Here is a 14,786-nt window from a genome sequence, read left to right on the forward strand (position 1 = left end):
TTATATAGATTTGTGTAAACCGGAATTAATCAATGGGCAAAACCACTGATCATAAAGATAGTGATGCGGGTGTCCGTGTGATCCTGTATAAATCGAAGACGCTGGCCGACGGATCACATCCGTTGATGCTGCGAATTACCAAAGACCGTAAGCGTAAATATATCTCAATTGGAGAGAGTTGCCAATTAAAATATTGGGATGAGGAAAAGAACGAACCCCGGCGCGGACACCCGGATCGAAACCGAATCAAAGAAACGATTCGGGTTTGGGAATCAAAATACGCAAAGGCTGCCAAAGACCTCAGCCAGGAAGATACACCCTTTTCCGCCACAACGGTTGCTTCTCAGGTGGCCAAGATTATCCGGAAGGTTAAAGTCTTTTCATTTGTCGAAGAGGTCATCGAGCGTTTTACCCGTGAAAAACGGCTCGGTTCAGCCTCGACGATCAGTACTTTGCGTGGTGCGTTATTGACCTTTGAAAAGGCCGAAAACCGCAGTCCGGAGAATTTACTGTTTACCGATCTGACACCGGCCTACTTGGATGATTTCCGGGTCCATCTGGCCGAACGGGGACTGGCCGAAATTTCCATGGCAGTTTATTTCAGGACCCTACGCCAGGTTTATAACCAGGCAATCAAGCGCCGATTGGTAGCTGAAAAACATTACCCTTTTAAGGAATTCAAAATTAGCCAGTTTGACTTACGGACCCGGAAGCGGGCCATTAGTAAAGCCGATATTGCAGCCATTGCCGCACTGGAGGTATCTACTCCTCGCCTACTGCTGGCAAAACATCTGTTTTTATTCAGTTACTACGGCGCCGGTATCAACTTCATCGATCTGGCCAACCTGACTCACAAAAATGTTCAGGGTGGGCGCTTAACATACGAGCGCCAAAAGACCGGGCATTTGTTCAACTTCAAATTATCGGAGCCCGCCAAAGCGATTCTGGATTATTATCGGCCTTTTACGGGGGCAGGTGCTGACGAATATGTTTTTCCAATTCTGGAAAGAGGTGTACATGTCACGCCTTTACAAATTAAAAACCGGATTCATAAGAAGCTAGGGCAGATGAATAAGGATCTGAAGGAATTGGCGAAGATGGCCAAAATCGATGTCGTGCTGACAACCTATGTGGCCAGACACTCGTTTGCGACGGCGTTAAAGCATGCCGGAGTAGCGACTGCGGTGATCAGTGAGGCGATGGGCCACCAGACGGAAAGCATTACGCAGACGTATTTGGCGTCGTTTGAGAATGAGTTGATTGATGAAGCTTTTGATAATTTATAACGTAAAGTTTTCTCTACTTGAGTTTGGGATACAAACTCATCTGTGTCACTGAAAATGGAACGTAGATTCAGGAGATGGCAATCGCTCCGGCGACCCGGTTGAGACTGTTGAATTATGCCGAGGATGACTATGTAGCAGGATGGACTACTGTCCTTGGAAAACGGGCGTTTTACGAAACATTATCATTCGTAGCACATTACTCCCAAATGTCACTAATCCCGACCTAGCTTAGCCAATTCGTTTCATCAATTCGTCCCGGTATAGCTCACCAATGGGAATCAGAACTTGTCCAATGTGGATTCGATTGCGCTCAATGCTATCAATTCGATTTACTGCGACTACAAAGGAGCGATGCACCCGAACAAACTGACGAGCCGGTAACTTTTCCATTAATCGACTTAAGGGGAGTAAGGTCATGAACCGGGTCTGGTTGGTGTGAATCTGCACGTAATCTTTCTTGCCTTCCAGGTAAACAATCTCCTTTATGTCGATACGAACAGTTTTGTATTCCGTTTTAATAAAAATGAATTCCGACTCGTCCAGCACCGGCGCTTCAAGCCCTTTATTGGACATCGATTCGGCAGTTAGCAGCCGCAGTTGCGCTTTCTGAACCGCCTTCACGAAGCGGTCAAAGGGAATGGGTTTTATCAAATAATCGACGACATCCAGTTCGAAGCCTTCCAGTGCATGTTGCGAATAAGCCGTCGTCAGAATCACCAACGGCGGGTCTTTCAACGTGCGTACCAATTGAAGCCCCGTCAGATCCGGCATATTGATGTCTAAAAACATCAGATCGACCGACGTTTGAGTTAGTAGCTGAAGAGCGCTCAGCGCACTTTGGCAATTCCGAATTAGCTGAAAATCCGGCAATTTCTCGATATAATTCTGGATGACTTCCAGCGCCAGCGCTTCGTCATCAACAGCGATGCATCGTATCATAGGGTGCTTACCAGGTAAGAGTTAACTCGAGTTGAAAAAAGCCCTTTTCGGTCGAACTAACCAGCTGATGCTGAGACGGGTAAAGTAAATGAAGGCGTCTGCGCAAATTAGCCAAACCAATGCCGCCTATCGAATCAAGAGCCGAATGATCGCGCAGGCCATTTCGAGTGTGAAAGGTCAACCGATGATCCGTGACAACCACTTGAATAATCATCGGCAGTCGGCCATGTTTAACCATATTTTCGACTAGCGGTAACAGTAGAAAGGGGACAATCTGGGTCGTTTCAACGGGGCCGGTGTGGGTAAATTGGATGGCTCCAGGGGCCGATAACCGCAATTCCTGCAAATCGATGTAATGTTGAATTGCTTCTAACTCGTTGCTTAAAGGGGCTAGGTTGTCAGCTGTTTCGTAGAGTAAATAACGCATCAACAAGGAGAGCTTCATGATCACCTCTGGCGTTTGGGGTGACTGTTTCAACGACAGGGCATACAGGCTATTGAGGGTATTGAGCAAAAAATGCGGATTGAGTTGAGCCCTCAATAGGTCCAGTTCGATTTGAACGAACTCTTTTTCCCGCTCCGTCTGCTGCTGCCGATACGTGACCCAATCCGTACCCAATCGACTAAGCAGGGCTAGACCCGTTACGATAATTAATCCTAAAAACCGAACCGGCGTTCGTTTTTGGAAGGTGATGGGATTGGCTTGAAATTCACTACCTGACGTATGGAGACTCATCCAATTGTAAAAAAGAACCGTGATTACCGACAAGCCGATCAGCAGAAATAGCGTAAAGATCCAAAAGAGGATGAATTTCTGCCGGGCCAGTAATCGGGGTACGGTGTAGAGGTAGGCAACATAAAAGGCAACGGCCTGACTCAGGAGGTAACTGCCTTGATACCCCATAAAAAAAGGCAAACTGACCCGTGGTATTACGACGTAGACCACCATACCGACGTAAAGCAGCCAGCCCAGGCCATGAAGCATGGGTAGGCCATAACGGAGTAGCCCTTTGAAACGGTCGTTGGGAAAAAGAGTTGCCATTTGACCACGAGTTTAGTGATTATTCGATAGCGATGGATACGTTTAACCCGGAACGTTCCAATTCATCGCTCAACAGGCTTTTTTTGCCGACGAATTTTTAAAGCGAAGCCAGTTATGCGTTTGTCGATGTGTTTGCCCTATCGGTCTATTTCTTTTTTTTGGTTGGCGGTGAGGTGGTTGTTTTGAATCGAAACAAAGCGAAACCATGTCGACAGCCATCATTCAGACCAAGCAACTAACTTACTCATTTGGCGAGCGTCCCGTGCTCAGCGGGGTGTCGTTAGACGTTCCGGCAGCCAGTATTTTCGGATTTTTGGGGCCGAATGGCTCTGGAAAGACGACCACGATCCGGCTCTTGCTGGGTCTGATTCGCTCTCGGGAAAACAACATCTTTATGTTCGGAGAGTCCATCAAAACGCACCGGCTATTCATTCTCCGACAGATTGGGGCTTTAATTGAATCCCCATCGCTGTATCCCCACCTGTCGGGTTATGCAAATCTAGACCTCACCCGCCAACTCCTCCAGGTAGCTAAAAAACGCATTGACGAGGTGCTGGAAATCGTTCAGCTAACGTCCGATGCCCATCGAAGCGTGCGGGAATATTCGCTGGGCATGAAACAGCGATTAAGCCTGGCGATGACTTTACTGAGTGATCCAGACCTGTTGATCTTAGATGAACCGACCAATGGCCTCGATCCGGCTGGTATCCGTGACATTCGTGACCTGCTCATCCGGCTGAACAAGGACCTCAGCAAAACCATTTTTTTGTCCTCCCATCTGTTGAGCGAAATCGAAAAGATGGCCACTCATCTGGCCATCATTCATCAGGGCCGTGTCCTGTTTCAAGGAAATCCTGGTCAATTGCAGCAAATGCAAGCAACTCGACTGATTTTGCAAACGGCAGATCCCGAGCGAGCCATAGCTTTGCTTAGTAGAGCTAACTATGCCGTCCAGCCGATCAATTCTAACCAGATACTACTATCTGTTGAAGGGCCATCGCAAACAGCTCAAATCAATCAACTACTTGTCCAGCAGGGATTTGAGGTGTACAGGATACACCCACAAGCAGACACGCTGGAGGATTTATTTTTGAGCTTAACCAACCATACGAACTAAACCCAATCATGACAGCTGACTTTACCTATTTCGCCCGAGGACTGCGCGTTGAACAGCTCAAAACACACCGTACAATGATTCTTTGGCTTTCAGTCGGGGTTCCCCTTTTAACGGCTTCCTTAGATTTTGCCGCGTATTATTTTCATGGGGAAAGTATCCTTCAGCAAAAACACGAGCATACAGCCTGGCAGCTTTTTGCCTTTCACCTGATGGTCATGTGGACGATGCTGATGTTGCCCATGTACATTAGTTTGCAGTCCGCGCTGGTGAGTGCGCTTGAACATCAGGCTAATGCCTGGAAGCATATCTACAGTTTACCAATTCCCAAATGGAGCATCTACTCCAGTAAGCTTTTCTTTTTTGTCGGCCTATTGCTGCTTAGCTCACTAGCCCTGATTGTCTTTGGAGAAGTGGCGGGTTGGCTGCTAAACTGGCTCAGACCAGGACTAGACATAAATCCCTCAACTGACGGTTGGATGCTGGTACGAAACATATGGAAAACGTTTCTGATCGGATTAGGCATGACAGCCATTCAGTTTTACTTAAGTTTCCGATTTCGAAATTTCATTGTTCCGGCGGCTTTTGGCGTGTTCGTTAGTCTGATTGGGTTAGTGATTAAATCCTGGGCGTATAGCTACGTATCGCCCTATCTCTGGGTTTATTTTTCCATCCGGGATCAGGGGTATGAAGCTGGCTGGGTCAACGGTTACATGTGGGCCGGATTAGGTACGTTTGTTGTCATCGCTATGGGAGGATTTCTGGCCACCTATGGCCGAGATGTTGAGTAATCGTTAATCCTGCTGTTGGTGCTGGTCGCTACGATTTAATTGGACACTTTTCACGGCCAAGGTCTTGTCGGATCACCATCTCAAAAAACGCTCCCAATTGAGACGATGGGGCCTTAATATGTCTGCTTCTTCAATCGGGCTTTTCAGGAAACAAAAAATGTATTTCTGCTTGTTATACCCCGACCCAGCTTATTAGAGGCCGAATTAACTCAGCGTGTAAGAGTAAGATAGAATCGATCATTAGTTGGAGGTGGAAGTTCTAAACGAATTCGGGAGCACTCATTTTGTTTTATTACAAATCGCCAACCTTGGCCGACTCTTTTCCCATCACGGGGGTAATTAACATATAAATTTACTTCTAACTGATTCGAATTTATCCGGTATTCTTTGGCAATGACCGGCCGGAGGCTTGCTCCATCGAGGGTATTTTCAAACAAAGAATCAGGATCAAGTACCCGATTGGTGGAGTCGAATGTTATATACCCGGTTCGGATTCTGGATGCTGAATCAATATTGGTTTCATATTTCCACGATCCGATCAGGTTTTTAGCGACCTCTGGGGCTTTGCAAATGTACTTTGGGTTAGTGGGGTCATACTCATACTTAGGCTCACAATTGCATTCACAATCTTTGCAAGCCAGCAGTCCGCTTATTGAAGCGATAAGGATTAAAAAGGAAGCGGGTTTCATAAGGTAATGTTTTGCCTACAAGGTGTGTCATAGGCAAAACGACCTTCTGGCATTTTCATTTTAGAGCTAAAGCTATTCAGATAACGCTTTTTAGGGGATCACTCGATTTTTATTAAACGCTCCTTTCTTGGTACTCTATTATTGAAAACCCAATGAGTGAAAAACTAATCAGAAAGGTATTTACCGCTTTGGGGACATTTCTGGTTTAATTCAGTTTCAGCTACACTTAATTGTTGTGCCCTGTTTTCTCCTTCACCGTATAGTGTGGCCCGTGTCCACAATTAGTTTGAGATAGGTACCAACAGTCCAAGCAACTCTTATCGCTTGGATTAAGATGTTAATTGGGTTAAGGAGGTAATATCGGACTTAAATTTAGTAACAGTTTTTACAAGGAACGTAACCCATACTTCGGGCCTGCGCTACTGTTACACGGGCAATCGGACTGCGGCATCTGGCCAGCCCGTGACATTCATACTGGTGATAGGCATATGCAGACCGGCTCTGGCAGATTAATACGGTCGGGACGGCTTTTGCTTTACGCTTCTGTTTCTGTGGCTGGTAGGTAGAAGGGACTTGCCCAAAGGCAAGTGTCCAGACGAGCAGAAACAAAAGCGTAAAGCGTGATTTCATCTGATTAACTAAGGTGGTTAATTGACCGAAGACATACTTCCCTGAGCTTGCCAGATAGCGGTCGTATTTTCCAACGTAGCGACAATTGGAGCGGCTTCCGCATCATCCGTGTATAAGAGAAGGGTTCCGTTTGACTTTAGCGTATTCTCCCGGATCCTGCGCATCACGAGCTGATCATTAACAATGAAAATATACATCCCTTCCTTCATGGAATCTAAGTCGTCGTTGGTAAGGATGTAGCCTAATACTTTATCACCCTGTCTGATTGCTGGTTTCATGGTATCGTCGATGGCTTCAAAAATAATGTGCCGATTGGTAACGGTTACCGGGTTAACCATGCCCAGAAAATAGGGATACGAGTATTCAACGACTTTGATACCCTGCTTGATGAATTCCGGAAGGATATCAGGGCTTACAAAAGGAATATCGGCAAAATGTTCTGGTTGGACCTGGCCAATTAGCTTGGCATTTGACAATCTGGGAGATTGGTTTTCTGCGTTTTCCATCTGGGTTGTTGTTTACTGGTTTACTTCCATAAACTACACAAAAAAGCAGTTCGAGCAATAATGTTACACGAATATCTTTTTAAGTTTTTTGACTAGCCTTAACCCGTTTTAAATGTGGCATTTTGCTTTAAAGTGAAGCCTGATCGGAATTTGCCAACAAGACCTGCTGACGAACCTCCTCAGCTTCCTGCTGGGTAAGTGTATTAGTCAGGGTATTGAAAAGCATTCACTGGAGACAACGAATCGGTATTTTTCCAGACTGGTACGAACCTAAATGATATAGGATTCTACATCCCGTTGCTCATGAGCCAGGTACTGGGCGCCGGGCCCAAAGACGATGATAAATTCCGGCTCCATAGGTTAGTTATTGCTTTGTCAAAAGGCAGCGGCAGGTTGGCCACAGTTGCTTGTTCCATGGCTGGTCGTTCTGAATATGCTCAGCGGCTAAATCCCATCCTTCACGTTTTATCCTTCGTTGTCCCTATTCTACGGCGCTTGTAAATTAATTACAGGATGGAATTTATATAGATCGGAAAGAGTAAGACTTTCTAAAATTGAAAACCGTGTTATTAACACTTTTCCCTCCATACACAGTGGCCTTTTGAAAGAATTTGAGAAAATCATGAAGTCGCATTTCCTACAGTTTAATATCGAACCTGAAAAATCAATTTCATTCAATCGGCCTACCTTCGAATTATTATTAGCAGATACTGCAACACTTCGCCTGGAATCAGATCAAATACAGAAAAGCCGCTGGGCAATAAACAACGCGGTCTCTCTTATGCAATATATCTCAGTGTAATGCCAACAACTAGTTGGTTGAGAACTATTTAACTTTAAAAATTACAAGATTTGGAAGGGGAGCTTCTTTTTTTAGACTAATCTCAAGTAGACCCAATCGGGGAAGGGCTTTTGAGTAAAATACATATTTTCATACAATCAACTAAGCACTTTTCTCTCTAATAAAAGTGCCCTTTTTACATCCACATTTTTTTATTACTTCTTATGGCATCGTTCGTCGTACGCCCACCCCCTACTAATCGCCTAAATTCTGTTTGTCTGATAATTGCATTGGACATTTCTAAAAGGGTCGCAAAGTTTCCAAGTAATCATCATCGGATTCAGCAAGATTAATTACCTGATGTAACTGGCTCACCTTTGAAAAACTATCTCACTTTCAACGTTAAAAAAAGTATATGAAAAAGTCTCTATTAGTTATCTACTTACTTTTTGTAAGTATCGCCAACTTTGGACAATCAATTACATTACCGGGCCAGGACGGCACCATCTTTCAGCGCTGTGGGGTTGGCCAGGGAGCGGGATTAGAAATTGGATTCACTTTTAATGATGCCGGATTATCACAAGTGCAGGTTCTTGTTGAGAAGTATACGAATCTGGCACTTACATCCACTACCATTATTCAGAATTGGACATCCTATTCCTGCGATCCGTATCCTGGTGTTGGGGGGGTGTATAAAAGGGTGATTGTGAATGTAGGCGACGGGATGTACCGAATCAAAATAAGACGCCAGGATAATAATCAAATACAAACCGATTATCGCCGTCTGGGTGTTGGTGAAGTTTTTTATGTGGCCGGGCAGTCTAATACGACAGGTAAAGGAGATGTTCCGATTCCAGCCACTTTAGAGGCCAGTTTAGCCAATTGGATCCGGTTTGAAAACAATAAAGATTTTACACAAGTCCACTTAAATGCGCCTTATCCGGCTTGCATTACCAATCCCAATAACACAACATTATTCCCGGCAGGAGCTGATGGTTCCGACCCAAATTCCACCTATGTTGCTCACTGGAGAAGGTTAGCAGAAAAATTAGTACAGACCTGGAATGTTCCGATTGCTATCTATCAGGCAGGTTGGTCAGGGACTACCATTGATGACTGGTCTACTGGAGCTAACGGAACGAAAGTCTGCCGGTTATGGCAAAATTCGATCAGCACCATTGAAACGTATCCCTATTACAATTTAAAAACCTTGTTTGCAGACCGCAAATACAATGGCGCTCGTGCCGTTTTATGGCATCAGGGTGAATTTGATGGTGCTCTTAATACGGCTCAGAGCGTTTATGAATCGAAGTTGCGAAATTTAATTTCTCAATCGCGGGTTCATTCCAAAGCGGATATGGGCGTAACAATCAATTTACCCTGGGTCATTTCTCAGGCTAGTAAAAGCAATGGGGTGTCACCCAATGCAGCAATAACAAATGCGCAAAGCACCGTGGCTGGTGAGGCTAACAACTGGCTTGGGCCCAATACTGATTTGTTAAATAATCGTGTCGATGGTACGCATTTTAATCAAACGGGTTTAGTTGAATTAGCGGATGCCTGGTTTAGCAAATTAACGGCTGGTGGGTTCTTAAATGGAAGCACGCCTATTCCGGCCTTCGGTCGAACGGTCTGTTGTACAACGCTTCCGGCTGCCCCCACAATTTCACCCATATCCAGCAGTATATCAGCCGGACAAACCCAAACACTAACCGCTTCAGGCTGCGTCGGCGGAACAATCACCTGGTCTAATGGGAGTACAGGCACCAGCCTAAATGTAAGCCCGGCAACTACCTCCACGTATTCGGCACGGTGTACGATTAACAATTGCACCAGTTTAATAAGTGGAGAAGCGACGGTGACAGTAACGGGAAGCACACCTCTGTGTAACTGTGGTTACACATTGATGTCAGCCAGTCAGGTAAGCGGTCAGATGCAAGGGCAATATACATTCAGCTCCTGCAATGTGTCAGCCATGACCTGGCAACTCAAAAATGGCAGCACCATACTGGCTTCGGGCAATGTCATTCCTAGCAGTGCAACAGTTACGTTTTCTATTCCGTCGACGGTGGCATCCGGCAATTATACCTTGCGGGCGGTTCCGACGAACTGTAGTGGTGACGGAAACAGTGTCTACGAAAAACCCTTTGCCTATACTAAGCCTTCCACCGGTGGCCTTACCATAAGTCCTACTACCTGGTCGCCAGATGCCAATGCAAATTCTCAAATCATCACTGTAACCAGCAATGTCAATTGGTCGGTCAGCAGTAACTCATCCTGGCTAACCGTTAGTCCATCCAGTGGCATTAACAATGGAACATTTACGTTGAGTGTTTCGCCTAACACAACGGGGAGCACCCGTTCCGGCACCGCTACGGTAATAAGTTCAGGAGGGGGAGCTACGCCCAGTGTTACGGTCATTCAGTCGGCCGCACCACCCGTTTGTAATTGTGGTTACACGTTGATGTCAGCCAGCCAGATCAGTGGTCAAATGAAAGGCCAGTACGTATTTAGCTCCTGTAGTGCATCCTCTATGACCTGGCAACTCAAAAATGGCAGTACGATTCTGGCTTCGGCAAATGTCAACCCGAGCAGTTCGACAGTGATTTTTGATATTCCGTCTTCGGTTCCTTCCGGAAACTACACTTTACGAGCTTATCCTACCAACTGTAGTGGAGATGGCAGTAGTGTCTACGAAAAGCCGTTTGCATATTCAAAACCCGGTGGACGAATTGGGATCGATGGAGCCATTCAAGAAAATGGGTTAGTCGTTTCACCGAATCCCAGTACAGGGCATTTCAAGGTTAACTTTTATGTTGAGCCTGGCCAGCGAGCCAACCTTTCCATAACCGATCTCCAAGGAAAGACCTGGCATGAAAGATCCTTTCTTGGAGAAGGTAACCACTCGCAGGCAATTCATATGGCTTCACAAGCACGAGGCATCTTCCTTATTTCGGTGAAAACCAGCAACAGGGTTATGTCGAAAAAAGTAATCGTACATCCCTAAAATACAGGAGGAATTGGTAAGATCTGCACATTGCAGATCTTACCAATATATTTTGATTAATATCAGTCGGATTTTTTAATCGATATTTAGCAGCGCTGGAGGATTTCGAGGCTTCTTCTTGCTTACAAAACCTTCTTTTTAATAATCCACAGTCTATACGGCCTGCCCTAAACAGATCTTTACATTACCCTAAGCCAAGAGTTCGCAATAAATCATCGTGCATTCAATACATACGGAATCGTTGACAGCCAAAACCGCCGTGTTGAATCCGCAAACTCAACTTCGGCAATGATCGCCTGATTCTCAGACGACGTTTTTTTTAAGTCAAATTGATACTGGTGCCGGGTAGGATTTTGGCCAGTGGTGGAATTCATCAGTGTAATTGGTTTCATTTCCCACTGGACATTCCGGAAATCACGCGTTGGCGAATGAGCAATCCAAACGCGAGCCGATACCGCGGAATCTTTTGTAGTAACCACCAACCGAAACCCTAACGGTGTTGGATCAAGTGTGCTTTCTACGGTCGGCATGGGTTGTCCCTGGGAAACACGCTCAATGAAAGCGTACGCCGTCGGATAAAGCCGGGCATCGTGATTGGCTCCTACATGTCCCGTATTCGGTAAGGAAAGCACGGACTTACTTCCGGATAAACCGGGCCAATACAGATTCAACGCGTCGACGGGTGTATAATCGTCGTTCGTGCCGACAATGACCAGCTTGGGCATCGTTAACTGCTGACGATACGTATAAGCATCCACGATATTCAGGAGCTGCTGGCCCGCTGGGGTATTGATTTGTTCAATGACGTGTTTAGCTGCCAAAGCTGATTGATCCAACGCCCCATAGGTGGCAAAATAATGCGGGATCTGAGCCGCTGAGTTCAAGGTATTGAACCCCTGAGCGATGAGACCGACTACACGTTTGTCAACAGCGGCCGTTAGCCAGGCCGTATGGCCCCTTTTGGAATGGCCCGCCACCATAAATCGCTTGAGCAATGGCAGGTGATGTTGTTGGCTGGCTGCTTGCAGTACATCCATTGCTCGAACCGTTGCTTTCACCATGGGGAGAAGCAGCGGCCAGGTGGCGTCTTTGGTTGCCAAGAATTGTTCAAAGGTGTAATTGATCAACTCTTCTTCCTCCTTTCCATCAAATAGAGGTTGATTGGGAATGTCGCATAGGATCGCGCAGGGCACACCGGTTTCCATGGCAAGTTGCTGAAGTGCCGCTTGAGCCTGATTAGTATCGAAGTCCGTCTGTAAGGTGAGAAATCCTGTCTGGGTAGAAACAGCAGGGGGGGAAAAGACGTACAACCGATGCTTCCAGGGAATGGTCCGCCAAGTCTGGGATTGCAGGAATAGGGATAAGAAGGTGCCCTGAGGGGATTCGACCCGCTTTATCAAAGTCCAGGTGAAGGTTGAATCAGGGGCGTTGACAAATTGAGGTAAGATCGACTGTTGGGACTGAGACCCAGCTGGTGTAACCGGTTGAATCGAAGGCTGAGGGGATGCGCTGGTCCAGATGATGCTCAATGCTAAAAACCCTATGATACAATTTTTCATTAAAATAATAAATGCCTCATTATTAACCTTTTACCTGATCGAAAAGCTCTCCCTCCCTAATTTCTTCAATTTTAATTTTGCCTTGCTTGCTGGCTGTTTGGTCAGAATTAAGGTTAATAAAAATGATAAAATAGATTTTGTCATTAAATATGACTCTATTTGGAAACGCTTCGTTTTCCTTAGGTTCACTAGTAACAATTTTAATCTCTATATTATCTAAGTTGAAGACAACTAGGTAGCCTACATCTTTATTGTAGTTGCTAGCGTACTTTACTATCTGCCCAAATCCATCAATAATGCGGTTTTTACGATAAGCCTTCGCAGTATCATATACTTTAATCTCAAGTACTAATGGATCGTTAGTATCCAGATTACCAATAATATAGGCTCGGCCTGATGATGATTTAGGGGTTGAAAAAGGATAGTCAACTCCCTGATCGAATAAAAACAAACGTAAGTCATCTTCAAAAATTTCCTCGTAACTCTTCGTTGCTGTTTGGTATTTCGTTACTAGGTTTTGACGAGTGAACCATTCTGTTCGAGCTTTATACTTTTCTAACAGATACAGTGTAAAATTAACCTCCTCTAAACTGTCCTGTAGGTATTTAATGATCGGTTCAACTTCTGTTTCTAAAAAACGTCTTAGTTTTTCATCAAATGAATTGCTATAACCGAGCAGATTATGATAATGGTAACCACTAGCAAACCAGTGGTTAATACGTTGATATAGGACGGCAGCTAACCTAGCTTCATTAGTGGTTTGTTAAGGATCCTCATCAAGTTTTACACCACTTTTTATAATTTTATTTAATTCATTTTCATCAATACGATGCTCATTTACGCTTCCTCCGCCGATGAGCGGACTCAGATCCTGAATGCGTTTGAAAAACTGATTGCGGACAAGCATGCGGAATATCAGCAGGCCATCGGTGATAAAACCAAAGAGATCAGCCTGGCTAATCAGGAAGCCAAAGCGCAGGAAGCGGATAAAATCAAGGGGCTGGAAAAAGAGACGGCCGATGCCGTAGCCGTGTTGAAAGATCAGATGGCGGCCAAGGACAAAGAGACGCAGGATCTGATTAAAAAGAATCAGGAAGAAACGGCCGCGGTGATCAATGCCCTCAAAGACCAGATTGCGGCGAAGGACAAGGAGACGTCGGAGCAGATTAAAGCGGAGAACCGATCCTATGCCAAACTGAGGATTGAACTGGAATTTGAGATATTGGACATCAAGAAACAGACCATGATTGCCGAAATGCGTGCGGAACAGGCCCTGCTACGCAGTAAACGCTGGTTCATCAATAAGAACCGAATCAATGATGCGATCAACGAGATTGAGGAACAAATTAATTCGCTCAATGGCACCGGTGGTCGCAGTGAGGTTATTGAGAAAATGGAACGGGCGGAGGAGTTGGCGGCTCAGATTGAAGCCGGAAAGCAAAAGAAGGCGGAATGGGAGCAGCTTAATAATGAGCAAAAAGCAAAAATAGTCGCCAAAGAGAAACAGATTACTGAGGCTGAAGGGGCAGGTCAGGATGCCACGGCGTTAAAGAATGAATTGGCCGAACTCAAGACTACGGAGGAGCTACAGCGTAGGTGGATCAACGGGTTGATCGATGGCATTATTGCCGCCGAGGAGGAACTGAAACGAATCGGGTATGTCACCGGTACCGAATACGTCGATTGGGAAGGAAATCATGCCAACGGGATTGATACCGTACCGGCTATGTTGACCCGAGGAGAACGGGTTTTGACCGTAGATCAGAATAATGCTCTGGGCGGAATCGCCAATGAGGAGTTGGTCAACCGATCCAAATTCTTTGAAAAGCTGGCCAGTGAATACCCTAAGCTGCTGAACCCGATCGATTGGTCATCCATTGCCTCGATGCAGATTGGGCTACCGGCCGATGTGTTGAGTGGTAATATTGGCGGGACGGTGTTCGATGTCAGCGGACTTCGTGACGACTTGCAGGGCTTGAATCAGAGAATGCAATCAGTACAACAAGCCGTTGAAACCAAGAAGCTGGTTTCTGTCAATATCGATAAAAACGGCTTTCATGTGGCCGAACATGGTGCCCAATCAAAAATCAATTATCACCAGAATTTATTGAATCGCTAATGATGACCGGACAACACGATCCAACCGGCCAAACTTAATCAGGGAGATCGTGTTGTCCGATTCAGGGCGAAGGCAATTATAGTCAGGTGTATACGCGAAGTGGCCAGCTTATGCAGTCGCTGCACCTGCATCGGGTAGAACTCCTTGCAGTGTAGATTAAGAAGCCATCACGGTTGAGTGTTTCAGCTATTTCGGTGGGACTATCGCATTAACTGTGTAAACTTTCTAATCGGGGTTGGGCGAAGCTTAAAGCCTAACCCTCTCTTCAAAAATAGTTAAAAACTGATTTAGAATCATACCCCAGTTCCGGATAGGCATCGTCC

11 protein-coding genes and 1 pseudogene are annotated in these 14,786 nt (G+C 45.6%); 6 read left to right on the forward strand and 6 right to left on the reverse strand.

What is annotated here, in order from left to right:
* Nucleotides 1–32: 32 nt before the first annotated feature.
* Nucleotides 33–320 (forward strand): annotated as a pseudogene (locus tag EHT25_RS33440) (Arm DNA-binding domain-containing protein); the annotation flags it as partial.
* Between the two features lie 27 nt (nucleotides 321–347).
* Nucleotides 348–1,286, forward strand: a complete 939-nt coding sequence (locus EHT25_RS08835) for a tyrosine-type recombinase/integrase (RefSeq protein ID WP_229311473.1) — start codon at nucleotides 348–350, stop codon at nucleotides 1,284–1,286.
* 228 nt (nucleotides 1,287–1,514) lie between these two features.
* Here EHT25_RS08835 and EHT25_RS08840 read toward each other — a convergent pair whose 3' ends face one another.
* A complete protein-coding gene (locus tag EHT25_RS08840; RefSeq protein ID WP_124873384.1) occupies nucleotides 1,515–2,225 on the reverse strand; it encodes a LytR/AlgR family response regulator transcription factor in 711 nt (236 codons plus the stop codon).
* A 7-nt stretch (nucleotides 2,226–2,232) separates the two neighbouring features.
* Nucleotides 2,233–3,267 carry a sensor histidine kinase gene (locus EHT25_RS08845; protein WP_124873386.1) on the reverse strand — a complete coding sequence of 345 codons (1,035 nt, stop codon included), beginning with the start codon at nucleotides 3,265–3,267 and terminating at the stop codon, nucleotides 2,233–2,235.
* A gap of 205 nt (nucleotides 3,268–3,472) precedes the next feature.
* Between EHT25_RS08845 and EHT25_RS08850 the strand changes: the two genes are divergently transcribed.
* Together EHT25_RS08850 and EHT25_RS08855 are read left to right on the forward strand one after the other, a co-directional pair.
* Nucleotides 3,473–4,384 (forward strand): ABC transporter ATP-binding protein, encoded by a 912-nt coding sequence (locus tag EHT25_RS08850; RefSeq protein ID WP_124873388.1) that lies wholly within the window; start codon nucleotides 3,473–3,475, stop codon nucleotides 4,382–4,384.
* 8 nt (nucleotides 4,385–4,392) lie between these two features.
* Nucleotides 4,393–5,172, forward strand: a complete 780-nt coding sequence (locus EHT25_RS08855) for an ABC transporter permease (protein ID WP_124873390.1) — start codon at nucleotides 4,393–4,395, stop codon at nucleotides 5,170–5,172.
* A gap of 1,061 nt (nucleotides 5,173–6,233) precedes the next feature.
* On the opposite strand, the gene EHT25_RS32965 is transcribed toward EHT25_RS08855, so the two are convergent.
* A complete protein-coding gene (locus tag EHT25_RS32965) occupies nucleotides 6,234–6,491 on the reverse strand; it encodes a hypothetical protein (protein ID WP_124873392.1) in 258 nt (85 codons plus the stop codon).
* A gap of 17 nt (nucleotides 6,492–6,508) precedes the next feature.
* Complete coding sequence (locus tag EHT25_RS08865; protein WP_124873394.1) at nucleotides 6,509–6,997, reverse strand: S24/S26 family peptidase; 489 nt, start codon at nucleotides 6,995–6,997, stop codon at nucleotides 6,509–6,511.
* A 1,196-nt stretch (nucleotides 6,998–8,193) separates the two neighbouring features.
* Here EHT25_RS08865 and EHT25_RS08870 point away from each other — a divergent pair.
* On the forward strand, nucleotides 8,194–10,785 hold the full coding sequence (locus EHT25_RS08870) for a sialate O-acetylesterase (RefSeq protein ID WP_124873396.1): 2,592 nt from the start codon (nucleotides 8,194–8,196) through the stop codon (nucleotides 10,783–10,785).
* 212 nt (nucleotides 10,786–10,997) lie between these two features.
* On the opposite strand, the gene EHT25_RS08875 is transcribed toward EHT25_RS08870, so the two are convergent.
* Both EHT25_RS08875 and EHT25_RS08880 read right to left on the reverse strand, forming a co-directional pair.
* A complete protein-coding gene (locus tag EHT25_RS08875; protein WP_124873398.1) occupies nucleotides 10,998–12,344 on the reverse strand; it encodes a PhoPQ-activated protein PqaA family protein in 1,347 nt (448 codons plus the stop codon).
* 22 nt (nucleotides 12,345–12,366) lie between these two features.
* Nucleotides 12,367–12,795, reverse strand: coding sequence for a hypothetical protein (locus EHT25_RS08880; protein ID WP_124873400.1), 429 nt, complete (start codon nucleotides 12,793–12,795; stop codon nucleotides 12,367–12,369).
* 378 nt (nucleotides 12,796–13,173) lie between these two features.
* Between EHT25_RS08880 and EHT25_RS08885 the strand changes: the two genes are divergently transcribed.
* A complete protein-coding gene (locus EHT25_RS08885) occupies nucleotides 13,174–14,463 on the forward strand; it encodes a coiled-coil domain-containing protein (protein WP_124873402.1) in 1,290 nt (429 codons plus the stop codon).
* Nucleotides 14,464–14,786: the final 323 nt, after the last annotated feature.

The organism is Larkinella rosea (assembly GCF_003858635.1).
Taxonomy (GTDB): domain Bacteria; phylum Bacteroidota; class Bacteroidia; order Cytophagales; family Spirosomataceae; genus Larkinella; species Larkinella rosea.

Excerpts from the sequence above, each read along its gene's own strand:
- EHT25_RS08840 (WP_124873384.1), bottom strand. The coding sequence starts at position 2,225 with ATGATACGATGCATCGCTGTTGATGACGAAGCGCTGGCGCTGGAAGTC.
- EHT25_RS08845 (WP_124873386.1), bottom strand. The coding sequence starts at position 3,267 with ATGGCAACTCTTTTTCCCAACGACCGTTTCAAAGGGCTACTCCGTTAT.
- EHT25_RS08850 (WP_124873388.1), top strand. The coding sequence starts at position 3,473 with ATGTCGACAGCCATCATTCAGACCAAGCAACTAACTTACTCATTTGGC.
- EHT25_RS08855 (WP_124873390.1), top strand. The coding sequence starts at position 4,393 with ATGACAGCTGACTTTACCTATTTCGCCCGAGGACTGCGCGTTGAACAG.
- EHT25_RS32965 (WP_124873392.1), bottom strand. The coding sequence starts at position 6,491 with ATGAAATCACGCTTTACGCTTTTGTTTCTGCTCGTCTGGACACTTGCC.
- EHT25_RS08865 (WP_124873394.1), bottom strand. The coding sequence starts at position 6,997 with ATGGAAAACGCAGAAAACCAATCTCCCAGATTGTCAAATGCCAAGCTA.
- EHT25_RS08870 (WP_124873396.1), top strand. The coding sequence starts at position 8,194 with ATGAAAAAGTCTCTATTAGTTATCTACTTACTTTTTGTAAGTATCGCC.
- EHT25_RS08875 (WP_124873398.1), bottom strand. The coding sequence starts at position 12,344 with ATGAAAAATTGTATCATAGGGTTTTTAGCATTGAGCATCATCTGGACC.
- EHT25_RS08885 (WP_124873402.1), top strand. The coding sequence starts at position 13,174 with ATGCTCATTTACGCTTCCTCCGCCGATGAGCGGACTCAGATCCTGAAT.